We start from the raw sequence: 16603 nt of genomic DNA, 5'->3' as shown, positions 1-16603 counted from the left end.
AAAAACATAAATATAGTTAGCAAAATAGTATATTTTGCACGTTTGCACGTATTGGGTGTTGGGAAAATGGAAAAACTCCATATTTTTTCAAGATTAGCGCTTTTTTTGTTCATATTTAGCATGTTCTTTGTTCCCATCGTAAGCTGTGAGCCGGATGAATCTCATAGCTACCGGATTGCCGTTCTTTCGATTTACGAAGATAAAGATTTTACTAAACAGGCATGGATGCCGGTAGTTGATTATCTGTCAGATAGTATTCCAAACTCCAGTTTTGAGATTGTTCCTCTTGAATATGATGAGTTTTCCCCTAAATTGGAAACAGATAACATCGATTTCTTTTATTGCAACCCTTTACTCTAAGTGGAAATGGCACGTGCCCATGGGGCCAGCAGGATAGCAACATTCCATCCAGAATGGAACAACACATCATATATTGGTCTGGGAGGAACTATTTTTACAAGTGCTGACAGAACTGATATCAATTCCCTGCAGGACTTAAAAGGCAATTCATTCATGGCTGTAAGTGAAAATTCCTTAGGAGGATATCTGGCTGCAAAAGGAGAATTCCATCTGAATGGAATAAACAACAATGATTTCAGCGAGATGACCTTTGGCAATTCCCAGAGAAATACGGTATTTTCTGTAATTGAAGGAGATACCGATGCCGGTACTGTCCGGACAGGTTTTCTGGAATATATGATAGAAGAAGGGAGCATAGACACAGATGACATCAAAATCCTGAACAAGAAAGAATATGATGATTATCCGTTTTCAGCCAGCACTGCACTTTACCCGGATTGGGTTTTTGCAAAGACAGCATCAACATCTGATGAAGTTTCAAAAAGCATGGCAATAGCCCTGCTGACCATGCCTGCGGACAGTGAAGCAGCAATTTCTATAGGTGCTAGTGGCTGGACAGTTCCGGCAGATTACAACACTGTGGCTGTCCTCATGCGTGATCTCAGATATGGAATGTATGCTGACTACGGAAAAATAACTCTTAAGGATGCTTTCATCCAGCATTGGTACATTCTGGGATTCATAATTCTGATTTTTGTCCTTTTTTCAGTCCATTCACGCTGGATGCATGACAAGAAAGAGAAATCCCAACTTGAATCATCAAACAGGATCAAGGATCTCTTCACAGACATTATGAGACATGACCTGATGAACCCGGTAAATGTAATCAGAGGTTTTAGCGATGTACTTTATGCGGAAGAGATTGATCTTGAAAAAAAGGAATCTTTAAAGATGATATGTGGCCAGACTGATCATCTGGCCGCAATGATAAGTTCTGCTGCAAAACTTGCTAAACTTGAATCTGATAAAGAGATAGAGTTTAAGTCCCAGGATATCGGTTTAATACTGCATTCGGTTGTTGACGGTTTTTCACACGAGTTTTCAAAGAAAGGAATCAATCTGGTCTATGAAAATGGAACTGAATATTATTCACGTGTCAATGATGTAATTGAAGATGTTTTTTCCAATATTGTCTCTAATTCTTTGAAGTACAGTCCTGCTGGCAGCACAATTTCTATTTCTGTCCGGGACAATGATAAATTCTGGAAAATAATGGTTGCTGATGAAGGCGATGGTATTGCGGATGATGTAAAGCCATTCATTTTTGACAGGTTCCAGCGTGCTGATAAGAAAGGTGTAAAAGGAACCGGTCTTGGACTTGCTATTGTAAAAAGAATCGTTGAGATCCACAAAGGTAGCGTAGGTGTTGAGGATAACCCGAAAGGAAAAGGTTCTGTTTTCTGGGTCACGCTGGAAAAAGCATAACTCTGGCAGAACAGCTTTAGTTTTTATACACCAATTATCCGTCTATCTTACGCATAACAATTGAACCGTCACGCATATGAACTTCAACGTACTTTTCTTTTTCCTTATCCGGTTCATATTTGTTATAGAGCATAGATTCAACTCTTCCTGCATCCATAAGTTCTCTTATAAGGCTGCTATCTTCTCCTTTCATTCTGGATTTTGCAGCAGGAGGGCTGGTTTTCGACTTGTTCTTACTGTAGATAGCACCGCCTTCCATTCCGGCACCTATGAACCCTTTAGCGTTCAGGAAAATGAGCTTCCCATTTTTCATGTAAGCTCCGGCAAACTCTCCGACCTCTCCGTGAACGACAACAGTTCCACCGTTAAGATGTGAACCTGTGTTCATACCGGCATTTCCATTAACTATAACTGTAGCTTTTCTGGCAAGCATTGCTGTTCCGTTGTAGGCGTCACCTTCAATGATAACCTTTGAATCACAGTTACATCGTGCAGCCACGGTTCCTCTGGGAACTCCATCTTTCAGAATCAATGTATTTTCAGTTTCATCGAACTCGTTGTTAATGATTTCATCACTGCCGGTTCCGTTACATAGTATATCTGTAATTGAGCGGAATTTCCTGTATTCAGCAACATCGCTGACAAGTTCCACAATATTTCCAACTGGATATTCGATATCACCTTTGACATACAGTGTGCCGGAAACCATTCCCATTCCAGCTTCAGGTCCGACATTTCCATCAACGAATATTCTGCCTGCTCTCTCAATTTCCCCGTTTCCGCCAAGATGTTTGATATCAGCACCAAGGCTGTAGGCGAAATTCGATCCTACATTTCCGGTTATTCGTACCTCTCCACCTGATTTTAGTTCATTGACAATATTCCTGTATGTGAATGTAGTTCCATTTTGTCCGGGTATCAGGGAATCTGGATTAAGGCTGTTATTGTGCCAGTAAAAATTGAAAGTATAGTCGCAGATATAATCTGCAGTTCCTTCAAGGGAAATCTCGATTGCCATTATCTCATCCGTGAATAAGCCGTGGAAGGCATTTTGTGCAGACCCAGAGACTTTCCATGTTATGCCTGACTGGCATGAGGTAGTTATCCTGTTCACCGCAGCCGCAGCTGAAACACTTGATTGAAACATCTGTTGTCTTTGGCTGGGATTCGGCTTTTCTCAGGTCAAAAGGAATTGCTTCTCTTTCCTCTATGGTGATGGCACCTTCAGGGCAGACTCCAATACAGAATCCCATTCCATCACAGAGTTCCTCTGCAACAACCTTTGCCTTGCCATTTATTATTTGTATAGCACCTTCGGCACATGGTGAAACACACTTTCCACAACCAGTGCATTTCTCTTCATCTATCTTAACTATCAGTCTCTTTGCCATGTTTCTCTCTCCTGATATTCTCCTCTTATTCTAATGATGCGTTCCTTCAACAAGCCTGATTCCAGCATCTTCAACTGTCTTTTTTATCTCATCAATATGTGGGCATTTCGGATAATTTTCCATTTGCATGCATGAGCTCAGGTGTATTACGTCAACACCACGTTTCTTTAGTGATTTGAGCAGGCGGTAAACTCTTCTGCCGGAACATCCACCGCAGGTGAAAAATGCAACCATTTCGGCGTTCTCATCGTACTCTTTAAAGTGCATGCTTCTTTTGTTGAATGCCATGAAGCATCCCACGCCAGGACATGCTTCTGATACGATGTCGCATCTAATTACTGCAATTTTTGTTGGAGGTTTAATATCTTCGATAATACCAGCTCCGTTTTTCAAGATTTAAGACTTAAGATTGTAAGAATTAATAGTAAAAATAAGAAAAAACAGGGGATATTCCCTGAAGAAAATTTACCCAATTAATTTAAAGACCGATTTCTTCCTTGAACTTGTCAAGGCCGATTTCGTCAATTACTCTTCCAAGACGGTGCTTTGAACCGTGTGCCTTGGTGAATGTTACGATCTTGTCAACAAGAGTCATAACTTCATCATCTGAAAGTTCGTCTGCGATTACTTCTGCGAGCCTTGGTTTGAGTGCTGCATTACCGCCTACCATGACAGTGTATCCCTTTGGTGTTCCCATGATACCAATGTCTTTGATTGCAGGTTCTGAGCATGAGTTTGCACATCCGGAAACAGCCATCTTGAATTTGCATGGAAGTTCCATTCCGTGATATTTCTCATCGAGCTTAAGTCCAAGTCCTACTGCGTCCTGCTGTCCACGCTTACAGAATGTGGTACCCGGGCAGATCTTGATACTTCTAACACAAAGTCCAATGGCAGCTCCTGGTTTAATTCCAAGGTCATCCCATGCGCCATCGATGTCATCTTCTTTAAGTCCTACGATACAAACTCTCTGGGATGAAGTTACTTTAAGTGTTGCAGCTCCATACTTTTCAGCTACATCTGCGATTTTACGAAGCTGTTCTGCAGAAACTACACCACCTGGCAGGTGCGGTGCGATTGCGTATGTTTCCTGGTCTCTCTGCAGGATTGCTCCTTTCTCAAGTAAATCTTTTGCCATTTTGGTCACTCCTTCTTCCAAAATTCTCTTCTGGATTAATGGTATATTACAGATACTCACTTATATATTGGGTGGTTTCCTATAGGATACTATGAAAGATTGCACAATTTACAAAACGGTCGATATAGTCGGCAAAAAATGGTCGTTATGCATCTTGCATGAGCTTTACAAAGGTGAACATAAGTGTAAAAGGTTCAACGAGCTTAAAAATAAGTTACAGGATGTGACACCAAAGACACTTTCCACAAGGCTGAAGGAGCTGGAAGAACATGGCCTTGTTGATAAGATCGTTGACGATACAGTGTTCCCTATTAAATCAGAATACAGCCTGACAGAAAGCGGGGAAGAGTTCCTGCATGTGTTACAGAATATAAAGCAGTGGGGCTTGAAATGGCAGTTTGAGAATCCCGAATGTGGTGGCACCAACTGTAAGACATGTGAACTTTGATTTTTAAGACGATTTATGTATAAGGAATTAAGACGCTCAAAAGAAGACAGGATACTTGCCGGTGTTTGCAGCGGTATTGGTCTTTATACGGGAATAGACCCGGTACTTGTCAGGCTCATATTTGCCGTAGGTACCTTTTTCAGTCTGGGTACCGGAATTCTTATCTATATTATTGCGTGGATTATCATTCCGGAAGAGTAAGACTCTGCAGTAGTAAATAGCTTTCTTGCTATCATTTTTCTCTTTATTTTTATTTTTTTATTCTGCCACAAACAATAAATAATCGGCAGTAAGTGTATTACTTATAATATATAATCGGGGTTCTGTATAATCGTTTCAGGTGGTACTATGTTCATTCAGCGTCCTATAGTGTATCTATCAGTTGTACTAATGATGATTTTTCTTGTATTTTCAGGTTGTATTGGTTCAGACGATGTTCATGAAGAAACAACTGATGTTCTGGATGCCAAACCAGAGGACACCGCAGATAATGCAGCGAAGAACCCGGATAATGATACTATGATTTCCGATACATTAACAATTACAAGTTCAGCTTTTGAAAGTGCTGAAACAATTCCTGCAAAATACACATGTGACGATGAAAACATCAATCCGTATCTGGGAATATCCGGTATTCCGGAAGATGCCGTTTCTCTTTTATTGATAATGGATGACCCTGATGCACCCATGGGTACATTCACTCACTGGGTGGTCTGGAATATCCCGGTTGCCTCTCAAATAGATGAAAACAGTATTCCGGGAGTTGAAGGTAAAAACAGTGCAGGTCAGGCATCATACACAGGTCCGTGCCCGCCTTCGGGAACTCACCGCTACTTCTTCAAAGTATATGCACTTGATAGTGAAATTGATCTGGAAAGTGGGACTGAAAGAACTCTTGTGGAAGATGCGATGAGTGGACATGTACTGGCATATGGTGAACTAATGGGTACATATAGTCGCTCATAAACTGTAATTCTAAATCATCCGGATGAAATAATATGAACGAAAAGATGAGAAACGATGCCTATGCCATAATGTCAGAGGCGATTGCAGCGGTAGACCCAAAAGCATGTATTTACAGGTCAGTAGTAAAAAACGGCTTAGAACTGCTCATAAATGGCCGGTCTTATGACCTTTCACTTTACGATAATATCTATATAATCTCTTTCGGAAAAGCATCCATTTCCATGACAAAGGCAATGGAGGAAATACTGGGTGACTCACTTACCAGTGGTATTGCCATAACCAAATATGGATTTTCAGGTCCGCTATCAAAAGTAGAGGTATATGAGGCAGGACACCCAACCCCGGATGATAATAGTATTATTGCCGGAAAAAAGGTTCATGATTTTCTGGAAAGTACCGGTGCAAACGACCTGATACTTTTCCTGATATCCGGCGGTGGTTCGGCACTGGTAACATACCCCCGCAAGGGTATTTCGCTCACTGATATGGCAAAGCTCACCGATGGTCTTATACGCTCCGGTGCAACCATTGATGAACTTAATACGGTAAGAAAACACCTGTGTTCAATAAAAGGCGGTGGTCTTGCAAAAATGGCTTTTCCTTCAGAATCTATCAGTCTCATTCTCTCAGATGTGGTAGGTGATCCACTGGACGTTATTGCGTCAGGGCCAACTGTTCCTGATACATCTACTTACGGGGATTTTCACGAGATTATCGAACGATATAGTATTACGTTGTCACCTGCAGTTGCCGGAGTACTGGAGGATGGCCTGGAAGGTGTTATTGAAGAAACACCCTCATCCGAAGCTCCTGTTTTTGAAAAGACCAGCCATTATCTTGTGGGTAACAATGCCCTTGCACTTATGGAAGCTGAAAATAAAGCTTCTGAACTGGGTTACAATACAATGGTGCTGACTTCATCTGTTATAGGCGAAGCCAGGGAAGTTGCCAAGGTGTTTGCGGCAATTGCCAGGGAAGAAAGAAGAAGGGGTACACCGATTCCTCTTCCTGCCTGTATACTTGCAGGTGGTGAAACCACTGTTACTATGAAAGGCAAAGGCCTGGGTGGCAGGTGTCAGGAGATGGCACTTTCTTTTGCTATTGAAGTCGCCGATCTTAATGATGTTCTTTTACTTGCGGCAGGTACAGATGGCAATGATGGAACCACAGATTGTGCAGGTGCGTATGCCGATGGTGAAACTATTCAAAATGGAAAAAACCTTCAACTTGATGCTCACATGTTTCTTTCCAATAACAATTCCCATGGCTTTTTTAAGGAAACAGGCGATCTGATAAAAACAGGCCCCACGGGAACCAATGTAATGGATATCTACATTATTCTGGTGGATATGTTCTGAAGGCTCTGTAAAAATTCTGTCATTAAAACTTAAAGGCAAGCAGGTCGCTTGTCAGTTTCCAACCAGATATATCACAGGTCATGAATAACTTGAGTAATCCCGAAGGATACGGCAAAGCCGGCGTTTTCCCACAATAAGAAGAAGAGATAAATATGCACAATCTCTGGAATAATATTCTTCATAGGGGCATAGGAATGTGCCGCTTTCGGCGGATAGTTACTTTGTTTTTAGATTGCAGGTTGTTTTCGTGTAACTGAAAAAACAAAGCTTAGCATTTTCAGAGTTCGATATCGACCTCATACACTTTTTCCGGATTTTCTTTGTGGATCTTCCAGAAAGGCTCTTCTCCGACCTCTTCTGCAAGCTTAAGTGTCCTTCTGGGAATTGTTTTTGGACCAAGCACTGCTCCGGGTCTGTCCGGGTCATCGATATAATCGGTTTCCATCATAAAACGGGTTCCCTGTTCAAGTGCTTCTTCAATGGCACCTTTGCCTGCAAGTACTCCGGGGAATAGCCCGAGTCTTTCGCATACGTCTACAAGCGGTGGAGCATAGTGTTTTACAACCTTATGCATTTTGATTCCGGTTTTTCTGGCACGTTCTGCAATATCGATAAGTTCAGGCTCTCCAACATCTTCTGTGTGTAATTGTACAGCGCAGTCAAGGTCTCTGGCAAGTGTGAAAGCATATTCCATGACCTCGTTGGAAGCGTCCCATATTTCCGGGCTGACCGGATAGTGTGGTCTTCCGCTTTTGAGTCCAACTGCAAGCCCACGATTAACATAGTCTGCTGCAATATCCAGTCCGCCTTTCATAGTTTCAACAGCTTTTGAAAGCTCCATGTATTCGGTGAGTTTTGTAATTTCTGCGGGATGAACTCCAAGAACCGGGAATGATGTGACACCAGTTTCGTTTATTTGTTTTGAGATGTCGACGGTTTCCTCAAAGACTGCGATGTGGTCCTCTGGTTTTGTAACTTTGATACCAAGTGTCCAGCTTGGTTTCATCACAAGAAAAATATGTGTTCCGCCTACGTTCTGGAACTCTTTAACAGCTTTCAGACCCTTTGCCCTTGGGTCAATGTGCATGTGTTCGTCTGTAATGGGGAAACCTGGTGTCATGGATGTCATAGTATTCTATATGAGTTTTTAATCTAAAAATGTAGGCGGTCAGGTATATATGCAAATTGTGGATTATATATCCGTATGAACCTGAAATTGTTTTTAAAGCACAGGCAAGTCCAGTCAAGTTTGTTGTCCCTGCTTGGTCAGTTGATAATCATGGTACTTTCAGCTCTGGTAATTGTTTCAGGGGCTGTTACAGGTTTAAGAGCTATCCTGATTTTCATTATAATACTGGGGTTTGCTTATATTTTTGCCATGACACTTCTCAGGCTGAAGACCCTTGCAAAAGTAACGGATTCACCTAAAATCAAATGAACAATCAAAAGATGATCCATTATTGATATGTAGTTCTAAAAAACAGTTCCTACATATTTTAATATTTTAGTGAATAAATAGGAATATTGAATGAAATGGATTAAAAAAGATACTACGCTAAAACAAAAAAGCACAAAATATGACTCAAATAGAATTCTAATTAATTTTTGTAAATATCTTTATGCAACTGTTATGTTTAGTGTAGTGCTGACGTTAATCTCATTCATAATCCTGGTTGTGTACTATAGGACTTATATACTGGATTTTTTCTTGTTTTTTGAAAAATCAATTCTAATAAAATCTCTTGTGTCAGAAAAGTATAATTCTATACAGTTCCAAGAAGTCTTACCTTTAATATTAGGTGGGTTTATTTATTTTTACTTATTTGAGTTCATAAAAAACAAAAATATTTATTCATTCATTCAGGAAAACCAAGAAAGTAAATATTTCAGTTTTTTACTATCGCTTTTCGGTTTATTCAATTTTGCAGTATTTCCTATTTTTCTTGTCTACTTAGTATTTTCAAAAATTGCCTATTTAGAAGCAGCAAGTTTGATTGCTTTATATTTGTGTATTCGATTCTTTTTTGTAAATGCATTAAAAGAATATCCAAAAATTTTATTCAACTACTATTCTCTGGTTAAATTTAGTTCATTTTCTTTAACGTCATCTAATAAGCAAAAATATCAGGCAGCAGTGGATTTGCAAAAAGAAAAGCTAATAATATCTTTTAAATCTTTGAATATAGACAAAATTGATGAATGTGTCAACGAATTTAAAGAATCAGAAGAAATTTATCTCTTTTTTATTTATGAAGCAATCGTAAAAATTATTCATAAAAAAACATTAATATTACGTGCAGTTTTTTTCTTATCTTTGATTTCAATATTCTATTGTGTTATTTTAGATTTTAGTTTATTGTCTACATTTTACGTACAATTCTCTTTTATGTATGTTTATTTTGTATTAAGTTCAGTTTTGAATTTGCCGCGGAAAGTAAATAGTATCCAGTTACTTAATGGGAACGAGTTTTATAATGTTTATATAGTTGAGGATTCTCCAAAAGGTCATATCATAACTTTAGATTCAACAAATAGTACTAAGAAAATTTTGAAATCATCTATATTGTATATTGAATGATTTTTCCATATCTTTTAGTATCTGTTTGCTTTCTGGGTATGAAATATATATGATGTTGTCGTTAATAGAGCAATTTGAATTTTCATATTCATATTATAATTTACAATTTTAAAATTACAATTTGTTATAATAATTATTGATTTTGAACAATATTAATTTACAGAGAAAGGGATCAACATGTCACAGGAATCTACAATCATTTATACTAAAACCGATGAAGCCCCGGCTTTGGCAACCAGTTCACTCCTGCCTATTTTACAGGCTTATGTGAAAAATGCCGGAATCACTATGGAAACAAGGGATATCTCTCTGGCGGGGAGGATCATTGCCCAGTTTCCAGAAAGACTGACAGAGGAACAGAAGATTTCCGATGACCTTTCCGAATTGGGAGAAATGGTCTTAACTCCGCAGGCTAACATTATCAAACTACCCAATATCAGCGCTTCAATTCCCCAGATCAAAGCGACAGTCGCAGAACTCCAGGCTAAGGGATATGATCTGCCAGATTATCCAGAAGATCCTTCTAATGATGAAGAAAAGGCAATCAAAGCGAAATTCGATATTGTCAAAGGCAGTGCTGTTAACCCGGTACTCAGAGAAGGGAATTCTGACCGCAGAGCTCCTAAAGCTGTAAAGAATTATGCGAAGAAACATCCCCATTCCATGGGAGAATGGAAATCCGATTCCAAATCCCATGTAGCCAGCATGACCTCCGGAGATTTCTATGGCAGCGAGAAATCTATTGAAATTGAAGAGGCTACCAATTACAGAATTTTCTTTACAGATGATGCAGGTAATAAAACACTATTAAAAGACAAAGCTCCTCTCCTGGCCGGAGAGATTATTGATGCATCTGTTATGAGCAAAAAAGCTCTTCAGGCATTTCTGGCTGAACAGATAGAAGATGCCAAAGCTAAAGATGTCTTATTTTCTGTTCATTTGAAAGCTACAATGATGAAAGTTTCCGACCCTATCATCTTTGGTCATGTGGTTAAAGTCTTCTTTAAAGATATATTTGATAAATATGGTGATCTGCTTTCAGAATTGGGTGTAAATCCCAACAACGGACTGGGAGATCTCTATACAAAAATCCAGAATCTGCCTGAAGACAAACAGGACGCAATTAAAGCAGATATAGAAGCTGTGTATGCCAAAAGACCGGCATTGGCTATGGTTAACTCCGATAAGGGAATTACCAATCTCCATGTTCCAAGCGATGTTATCATCGACGCTTCCATGCCTGCAGCGATCCGCTCATCAGGCGGCATGTGGGGGCCAGACGGGAAACTGAAAGATATGAAAGCCATAATTCCGGATCGCTGTTATTCTGGAGTGTATCAGGAAACAATTGAGTTCTGTCAAAAACATGGTGCTTTTGATCCATCAAAAATGGGAAGCGTTTCCAATGTGGGACTTATGGCGCAAAAAGCTGAAGAATACGGCTCACATGACAAGACCTTTGAGATGGCTGGCACAGGAAAAGTCCTGGTTATCGATGACAATGATAATGTACTCCTTGAACAGCCGGTAGAGGAAGGAGATATCTTCCGTATGTGTCAGGTGAAAGACGCACCCGTTCAGGACTGGGTCAAGCTGGCCGTCAACAGAGCCAAAGCAACAGGAAATCCTGCGGTCTTCTGGCTCGATGAGAATAGAGCTCACGACTTACAGCTCATTAAAAAAGTGAACAAATATTTGAAAGATCACGATACCGACGGTTTGGAAATTTTAATCAAATCTCCTGTTGAAGCAACCAGATTTTCATTGGGGAGAATTAAAGAAGGCAAAGACACCATCTCTGTGACTGGAAATGTTTTGAGGGATTATCTGACAGACCTCTTCCCGATTTTAGAAGTGGGAACCAGTGCAAAAATGCTGTCTATCGTTCCACTGATGAATGGCGGCGGACTTTTCGAGACAGGTGCCGGTGGCTCAGCACCAAAACACGTACAGCAATTTGTATCGGAAGGTCACCTGCGTTGGGACTCCCTGGGAGAATTCCTGGCTTTAGCTGCTTCTCTGGAACATCTGGGCAACAGTTATGATAATTCTAAAGCTCTGGTTTTAGCAGAAACACTGGATAAAGCTACAGAGCGGGTTCTGGAAAATGGAAAATCACCTTCCAGAAAAGTGAATGAGATCGATAACAGAGGATCTCATTTTTATCTTGCAATGTATTGGGCTCAGGCTCTGGCTGATCAGGAGAAAGATAGCCAGTTAAAAGCCATTTTTGAACCTGTAGCTAAATCTCTGATGGAAAACGAAGAGAAGATTGTCAATGAGTTGTTAGAAGCCCAGGGCAAAGCTGTGGATATCAAAGGATACTATGCTCCGGATGAGGAGTTGAGATCCCAGGCCATGAGACCTAGTGCGACTTTGAATGGGATTATAGATTATATTTAATTTTATTTTGGAGACCAAAGGGAAGCCCCTTTCGGCCGGGGCTTTTTTTTAGTTTTTAAATTGTGCGAATAAATACTGTATCTTTTTGATTATCTCTCTTCCTCTTAATAAACAATTATATATTCTATCTTATCAATTTATTTGATTGAATGGAAAATAATTCGATGATAGAGGAATCAAAAAAACCAAAAAACGATATAAGAATTCGAAAGTTTTTAGAACGCTGGAACAACGAAATTGAAAATATTAAGCATCAAGATCACATAAGCAAAGATAAAAGAAATTATATGCTTTTGTTGTTTGAAAGTGATAAAATAAAAAATGTTCAACTATATGTTGGCGACGAAGTCTATACAAATGAAGATATTCATGATTGTGAAATTAGGCTTGAAGCTGCATTGAACTTAAAAGTAAATGATGAAAACTTAATTTTACGTATTTTTGATAAAGTAAGAGAAGTCACAGTGAATTTGTTTTCAGTCAAGAAATAATTTTTCTGTAATATCAAAAAGAAAACACATAGCTACCACCCACACTGGTAGCAGCTTCAAAATAGATATTTAGTCAATTGTATCGTGCATGCAAGGTTTGATATCGTTGCTTTTCTGCCCTTCATCGAGATTATCGCCTTCTTCCATGTCCTTACGGTGCATATCCTTGCTGACCATCTGGTTGAACATGAAGTACTTCTTCACGTATGCCATGATCTCTTCGTCGGATATGCAGGAAACTCTCTTCTCGTCGTTGTAGAGCTTCTGGATATCTGCCTGGATAGCCCTGAGACGCTTGTCAGTCTTTTCTATCTCTATATTCACTTTCTATTAATTTATAAGGGATATTCTGTAATTAAAATACATAGCATGTATGCTACATGTGGTGTATCTTATTCTGGAATGCTTTGTATCTATTTGTGGGTATATGACAGAAAAATCCAGAACTGAGCAATCAAATAAAGTTCTCTTACTAAAAAAAGGAGAAATCAGTCCCGAATCAATGACCCGGGATCAAATCAAAAAACTTGGTTACAACTGTTTCTTTTCTTCATCATTTCTCTTTTTCAGGAACAAGATAAAGAACCCTGCTACAATAAGCAATCCGAAAAGCCCCAGAACCTTCAATATGTTACTTGATTCCTGCTGTTCTTCTTCATAGTATTCATCTGTATCTCCAGAAGAACTTGCCGAAATGCTACTACCATCGGAATCACCCAGGGAATCTGTATCTATAATGTCAGCATTTTCAGTTTCTAATACATCAGCTATTTCTTCTGTTGGCTCCTCATCACTCCAGAAAAGCAGTTTCTTGAGATAATATGGCATTCCATCATCACTGGTAGTCGATGAACTATACTGATAGCTACAGGTTACAGCAAAGGGGGAATATCCCGAAACATTTCTTACAATGAAGTATGAGTACGTTCCGTCATTACCTATGCGTTCAGGAGTATATGCTTCCCACTGTGGATTTGTCCAGTGTCTCAGGTACACGGTATTGACTATTAAAGTGCCTCCACCCTTTTCATTAAGCACCCTGAATTCTATACTGCGGTTGCTGCTCTGGTTGTTTACCAGTGTTTCGTTGGTGAAACTAATGTCAAGGTACTGGTATATTGACGAGGTTGAGAAATCAATGCTCGACTCGTTGATAGCAGAAACATTCAGCACTTCCACCCTGACCTGTATGCCGTCGGTGTTGTTACCAGTATTGAAAGATGTTGAAACAATACTGCATGCAAGACCGTTGTCATCAGTGTCATCGTCATTGGTGGTGTTGAAACGCAGATACTTATCACTGCCATTTATTGTAATCGTAGGGGTGGAGTTGATTACCATTGTGATGTTATTCCCACTTTCAGACGATTCTGTAACTGTCCACTGCCATGAACGTGTGTCGGTTCTTCCAATGCTTTCATTACTGGTCAGGACCGAGACATTGTAAATGTCCATGAAGAAATCACTCTGGTTAATGTACTGACTTGTGTTTATCAGGCAGTAGGAAATCATGGATGAATCATTTGTATTGTTGTACAATGTTGCTCCTGTTTCATTTACAGGATTTCCGTCGATGAGCCATACAAAGCTGGAATAAAGTGTGCTCTGTATACTGAAGTTCAGTTCTTCTCCATATGCAGATATTGCTGATGAATTTTCAGGTGAGTAAGTGTAAACCGGTTCCTCTGCACACCTGACATTCAACAGGCTGGAAGATGTACCATTGCTGTTTTGAACAGTAAGGTTTACCGTGTAGTTGCCGGATATGAAAGTGTGTGTAGTGTTGATGTCAGTTGAATTCGTACCATCTCCAAAGTCCCAGTTCCAGCTTTCCACAAGTCCTGATGAGTTTTCAGTGAAATTGACTGTAAGAGGACTTATTCCTCTGGTTGCATTAGCACTAAAATCTGCAATTGGCAGGATGGAAACATTCATCAGAATATCTCCGGTTGTGTTTATATTTCCGGCAATATCTATGAATGTACAGTTGTAGGTCATATGACTTACCAGCGTACCGGAATTGCTTGCAGGAATATCGATTGTCCATGAGTAGTTTCCTGCACTTGCGTTCATCTGGTATTCGTTTCCATCAACAGTCACATTATAGTTTACTATTGTTGAATAATCAGTGACGTTCAGTGAAAGAAGGACACTATCTCCGGTGTTTGCAGCCACGGGCATATTTGTCCATGAATATACAGGATTTGATTTGTCAACCAAAAACACGTTAGATGTGGAGTAGTTTATATTGCTGGTATTGTCAACTGCTTTTATGTGAAGATACCAGTCACCATCATTCTGATCTGCTGTAAGTGTGTCTCCGCTGCTAAAAGGAGTCCATACAGACACATTGGATACATTGGAGTCCAGTGTCCAGGAATAAGACAGTTCATTGATACCTGATACCGTATCAACTACTGTTACAACGGTACTGTGACTCTGGTTGTATGTGCTGTTACCATTTTCATTGTAATATGTTATAGGCAGACTGTTGTCCAACTTGAAAACGTCTGATACAGAGTAATTGCTATTTCCGGCATTATCGGTTCCACGTGTATGGAGATACCAGTCACCGTCAACTGAATCTTTAGTCAGTGTTCCAGCATTTGCAAAAGAAGTCCATGATGAAACAGAACTCACATCCGAGCTCTGTGTCCAGGCATAAGCCATCTGTGAGATGCCGGCAGGTGAATCTGTTCCTGTCACTGTGGAACTGTGGCTGTTAGCATAGGTGCTGTTACCATTTGTCCCATACGCAATTACCGGTGGAACTGAGTCAATAGTAAATGTAACATCACGAGCCGATGAATTATCCTGGGTATCAGTAGCATATACGCGGAACATTGCACTTCCAGTATTGTCTTCCGGAAGAGTAAATGCCATACTGTTGGTGCTAAGCAGGTTTCCTATAAGTGACCATGATCCGTTGTAGAGCCACAGGTTGTATTTTACGCTGTCACCTTCAACATCTGAGGATGTTCCCCATGACACAGTCATTGAGCTTCCACCCTTCTTTATCTGGCTGCTTGTTGGTGATGTGAATACTCCTGGGGTTGTCGGCGCATCATTTACTGAAGTCACGCTCACAGTAACTGTTGTTGATAGTTGTGGTGCTTCATCTCCACTCATTCCACCATATTCAAGAAGGTACCCACTCAGTGTTGTAACTGTATGGGGAAGGTCATTCCAGGTACCGTTGTTTGTTGAATACATTTGGCCAGCATCCTCGTTATTTCCCGAGTCGTTTGGTTCATTGCCAGTACCCAGTGCAGGTCCGTTCCATTTGTTATATTCACCTGATATTGCTGAGCCTGTATAACCATCTCCGTCATAGAACTGTCTTCCAGCTCCTCCTTCCTCAGTTCCTTCAGGACCAGTGACCCAGCGCCATTCTCCTTCGACAGCAGCGTCACTTGCACCCATCCATGCATCAGCCTGTATTTTTTCCATTAGGAAATTATTTTCTTCCTCTGATGTGATGGTTGCAAGATATCCTTGTAGTCCTTCCATGGTCTTAGTATCTGCATTTGTTTTTGCTGCTGTCCATGTTGACAAGTAGGATACATACTCGTAGTAATGTCCTGTATCTTCAAAATAGAGTGTATTTCCTCCTAGGACAAAGGTAATCTTTCGGTCTGCAGTGTTTGGTTCCTCGTTAGTATTCTCATATCTGACATTTCTAAAGGCTGCTTGATATGCAGCTGGAGTTGTGGCAGCCGAAGTAAGTGTCAGTACTCCTGTTGAGGTGTCAAAAGATCCTGATATGCCATTTGTAGTGTCATATCTCAGATAGTCCTGTCCGGAGACATAACCATCTCCTATGTAGACTTTAGCTGATGAATAAGTAGACTCACTACCGGTGATGGTTAGCCCTGAGTCTATATACATGTCATCGTTTTCAGTATAAGTTGCAGTGCCACTTGAAGCACTTACAGTCGTTGCTGCCTGTGCAGCAGATGTTAATACGGCACAGGATATAAGTAAGAAACATATCATGAAATACAATCTGCGCATAAAATCCTCTCTCATTGAATAGTGTAATTGT

The 16603-nt window shown here is 40.1% G+C and carries 17 protein-coding genes; 10 read left to right on the top strand and 7 right to left on the bottom strand.

The genetic code is table 11. The features are described from left to right. Nucleotides 1–66 precede the first annotated feature (66 nt). Both V7O61_RS11305 and V7O61_RS11300 read left to right on the top strand, forming a co-directional pair. On the top strand, nt 67–360 hold the full coding sequence (locus V7O61_RS11305; RefSeq protein WP_407281737.1) for a hypothetical protein: 294 nt from the start codon (nt 67–69) through the stop codon (nt 358–360). A gap of 6 nt (nt 361–366) precedes the next feature. Beyond that, on the top strand, nt 367–1785 hold the full coding sequence (locus V7O61_RS11300; RefSeq protein WP_407281738.1) for a PhnD/SsuA/transferrin family substrate-binding protein: 1419 nt from the start codon (nt 367–369) through the stop codon (nt 1783–1785). A gap of 34 nt (nt 1786–1819) precedes the next feature. Here the strand turns inward: V7O61_RS11300 and V7O61_RS11295 are convergent, their stop codons facing one another. The 4 genes from V7O61_RS11295 to V7O61_RS11280 form a co-directional block, all read right to left on the bottom strand. Next, a complete protein-coding gene (locus tag V7O61_RS11295; protein ID WP_407281739.1) occupies nt 1820–2803 on the bottom strand; it encodes a formylmethanofuran dehydrogenase in 984 nt (327 codons plus the stop codon). A 4-nt stretch (nt 2804–2807) separates the two neighbouring features. After that, nucleotides 2808–3176 (bottom strand): ATP-binding protein, encoded by a 369-nt coding sequence (locus V7O61_RS11290; RefSeq protein WP_023845873.1) that lies wholly within the window; start codon nt 3174–3176, stop codon nt 2808–2810. A gap of 30 nt (nt 3177–3206) precedes the next feature. After that, on the bottom strand, nt 3207–3569 hold the full coding sequence (locus V7O61_RS11285) for a CGGC domain-containing protein (protein WP_407281740.1): 363 nt from the start codon (nt 3567–3569) through the stop codon (nt 3207–3209). A gap of 85 nt (nt 3570–3654) precedes the next feature. Further along, entirely contained in the window at nt 3655–4314 is a 660-nt protein-coding gene (locus V7O61_RS11280; RefSeq protein ID WP_023845875.1) for an NAD(P)/FAD-dependent oxidoreductase, read from the bottom strand. Between the two features lie 91 nt (nt 4315–4405). Between V7O61_RS11280 and V7O61_RS11275 the strand changes: the two genes are divergently transcribed. The 4 genes from V7O61_RS11275 (at nt 4406) to V7O61_RS11260 (ending at nt 7086) form a co-directional block, all read left to right on the top strand. After that, a complete protein-coding gene (locus V7O61_RS11275; RefSeq protein WP_023845876.1) occupies nt 4406–4762 on the top strand; it encodes a helix-turn-helix domain-containing protein in 357 nt (118 codons plus the stop codon). Nucleotides 4763–4777: 15 nt separating this feature from the next. Next, entirely contained in the window at nt 4778–4963 is a 186-nt protein-coding gene (locus tag V7O61_RS11270; RefSeq protein WP_023845877.1) for a PspC domain-containing protein, read from the top strand. Between the two features lie 147 nt (nt 4964–5110). Then, nucleotides 5111–5728, top strand: a complete 618-nt coding sequence (locus V7O61_RS11265; RefSeq protein ID WP_023845878.1) for a YbhB/YbcL family Raf kinase inhibitor-like protein — start codon at nt 5111–5113, stop codon at nt 5726–5728. A gap of 32 nt (nt 5729–5760) precedes the next feature. After that, entirely contained in the window at nt 5761–7086 is a 1326-nt protein-coding gene (locus tag V7O61_RS11260; RefSeq protein WP_023845879.1) for a glycerate kinase, read from the top strand. Nucleotides 7087–7363: 277 nt separating this feature from the next. Here the strand turns inward: V7O61_RS11260 and V7O61_RS11255 are convergent, their stop codons facing one another. Next, nucleotides 7364–8206 carry a TatD family hydrolase gene (locus V7O61_RS11255; RefSeq protein ID WP_407283401.1) on the bottom strand — a complete coding sequence of 281 codons (843 nt, stop codon included), beginning with the start codon at nt 8204–8206 and terminating at the stop codon, nt 7364–7366. Nucleotides 8207–8290: 84 nt separating this feature from the next. Between V7O61_RS11255 and V7O61_RS11250 the strand changes: the two genes are divergently transcribed. The 4 genes from V7O61_RS11250 to V7O61_RS11235 all read left to right on the top strand — a co-directional run bounded on the left by V7O61_RS11250 (nt 8291) and on the right by V7O61_RS11235 (nt 12558). Further along, nucleotides 8291–8524 carry a hypothetical protein gene (locus V7O61_RS11250; RefSeq protein ID WP_407281741.1) on the top strand — a complete coding sequence of 78 codons (234 nt, stop codon included), beginning with the start codon at nt 8291–8293 and terminating at the stop codon, nt 8522–8524. A gap of 270 nt (nt 8525–8794) precedes the next feature. Further along, nucleotides 8795–9664 (top strand): hypothetical protein, encoded by an 870-nt coding sequence (locus V7O61_RS11245; protein ID WP_407347395.1) that lies wholly within the window; start codon nt 8795–8797, stop codon nt 9662–9664. A gap of 177 nt (nt 9665–9841) precedes the next feature. Beyond that, nucleotides 9842–12067, top strand: a complete 2226-nt coding sequence (locus V7O61_RS11240) for an NADP-dependent isocitrate dehydrogenase (RefSeq protein ID WP_407281744.1) — start codon at nt 9842–9844, stop codon at nt 12065–12067. A gap of 149 nt (nt 12068–12216) precedes the next feature. Beyond that, a complete protein-coding gene (locus V7O61_RS11235; protein WP_407281745.1) occupies nt 12217–12558 on the top strand; it encodes a hypothetical protein in 342 nt (113 codons plus the stop codon). A 69-nt stretch (nt 12559–12627) separates the two neighbouring features. Here the strand turns inward: V7O61_RS11235 and V7O61_RS11230 are convergent, their stop codons facing one another. Both V7O61_RS11230 and V7O61_RS11225 read right to left on the bottom strand, forming a co-directional pair. Continuing rightward, nucleotides 12628–12882: a hypothetical protein gene (locus V7O61_RS11230; RefSeq protein ID WP_407281746.1), complete on the bottom strand. Its 255-nt coding sequence runs from the start codon at nt 12880–12882 to the stop codon at nt 12628–12630. A gap of 207 nt (nt 12883–13089) precedes the next feature. After that, nucleotides 13090–16554: a PKD domain-containing protein gene (locus V7O61_RS11225; RefSeq protein ID WP_407281747.1), complete on the bottom strand. Its 3465-nt coding sequence runs from the start codon at nt 16552–16554 to the stop codon at nt 13090–13092. Nucleotides 16555–16603: the final 49 nt, after the last annotated feature.

This window comes from Methanolobus sp. WCC1 (genome assembly GCF_045690315.1).
In the GTDB taxonomy this organism is placed as follows: domain Archaea; phylum Halobacteriota; class Methanosarcinia; order Methanosarcinales; family Methanosarcinaceae; genus Methanolobus; species Methanolobus tindarius.
This window is presented reverse-complemented; position numbering and strand designations above follow the sequence as displayed.

What these genes read in the sequence shown, in the direction of transcription:
- V7O61_RS11305 (WP_407281737.1), top strand. Translation starts at nt 67, where the DNA reads ATGGAAAAACTCCATATTTTTTCAAGATTAGCGCTTTTTTTGTTCATA.
- V7O61_RS11300 (WP_407281738.1), top strand. Translation starts at nt 367, where the DNA reads ATGGCACGTGCCCATGGGGCCAGCAGGATAGCAACATTCCATCCAGAA.
- V7O61_RS11295 (WP_407281739.1), bottom strand. Translation starts at nt 2,803, where the DNA reads ATGGCAATCGAGATTTCCCTTGAAGGAACTGCAGATTATATCTGCGAC.
- V7O61_RS11290 (WP_023845873.1), bottom strand. Translation starts at nt 3,176, where the DNA reads ATGGCAAAGAGACTGATAGTTAAGATAGATGAAGAGAAATGCACTGGT.
- V7O61_RS11280 (WP_023845875.1), bottom strand. Translation starts at nt 4,314, where the DNA reads ATGGCAAAAGATTTACTTGAGAAAGGAGCAATCCTGCAGAGAGACCAG.
- V7O61_RS11275 (WP_023845876.1), top strand. Translation starts at nt 4,406, where the DNA reads ATGAAAGATTGCACAATTTACAAAACGGTCGATATAGTCGGCAAAAAA.
- V7O61_RS11270 (WP_023845877.1), top strand. Translation starts at nt 4,778, where the DNA reads ATGTATAAGGAATTAAGACGCTCAAAAGAAGACAGGATACTTGCCGGT.
- V7O61_RS11265 (WP_023845878.1), top strand. Translation starts at nt 5,111, where the DNA reads ATGTTCATTCAGCGTCCTATAGTGTATCTATCAGTTGTACTAATGATG.
- V7O61_RS11260 (WP_023845879.1), top strand. Translation starts at nt 5,761, where the DNA reads ATGAACGAAAAGATGAGAAACGATGCCTATGCCATAATGTCAGAGGCG.
- V7O61_RS11255 (WP_407283401.1), bottom strand. Translation starts at nt 8,206, where the DNA reads ATGACACCAGGTTTCCCCATTACAGACGAACACATGCACATTGACCCA.
- V7O61_RS11250 (WP_407281741.1), top strand. Translation starts at nt 8,291, where the DNA reads ATGAACCTGAAATTGTTTTTAAAGCACAGGCAAGTCCAGTCAAGTTTG.
- V7O61_RS11240 (WP_407281744.1), top strand. Translation starts at nt 9,842, where the DNA reads ATGTCACAGGAATCTACAATCATTTATACTAAAACCGATGAAGCCCCG.
- V7O61_RS11235 (WP_407281745.1), top strand. Translation starts at nt 12,217, where the DNA reads ATGGAAAATAATTCGATGATAGAGGAATCAAAAAAACCAAAAAACGAT.
- V7O61_RS11225 (WP_407281747.1), bottom strand. Translation starts at nt 16,554, where the DNA reads ATGATATGTTTCTTACTTATATCCTGTGCCGTATTAACATCTGCTGCA.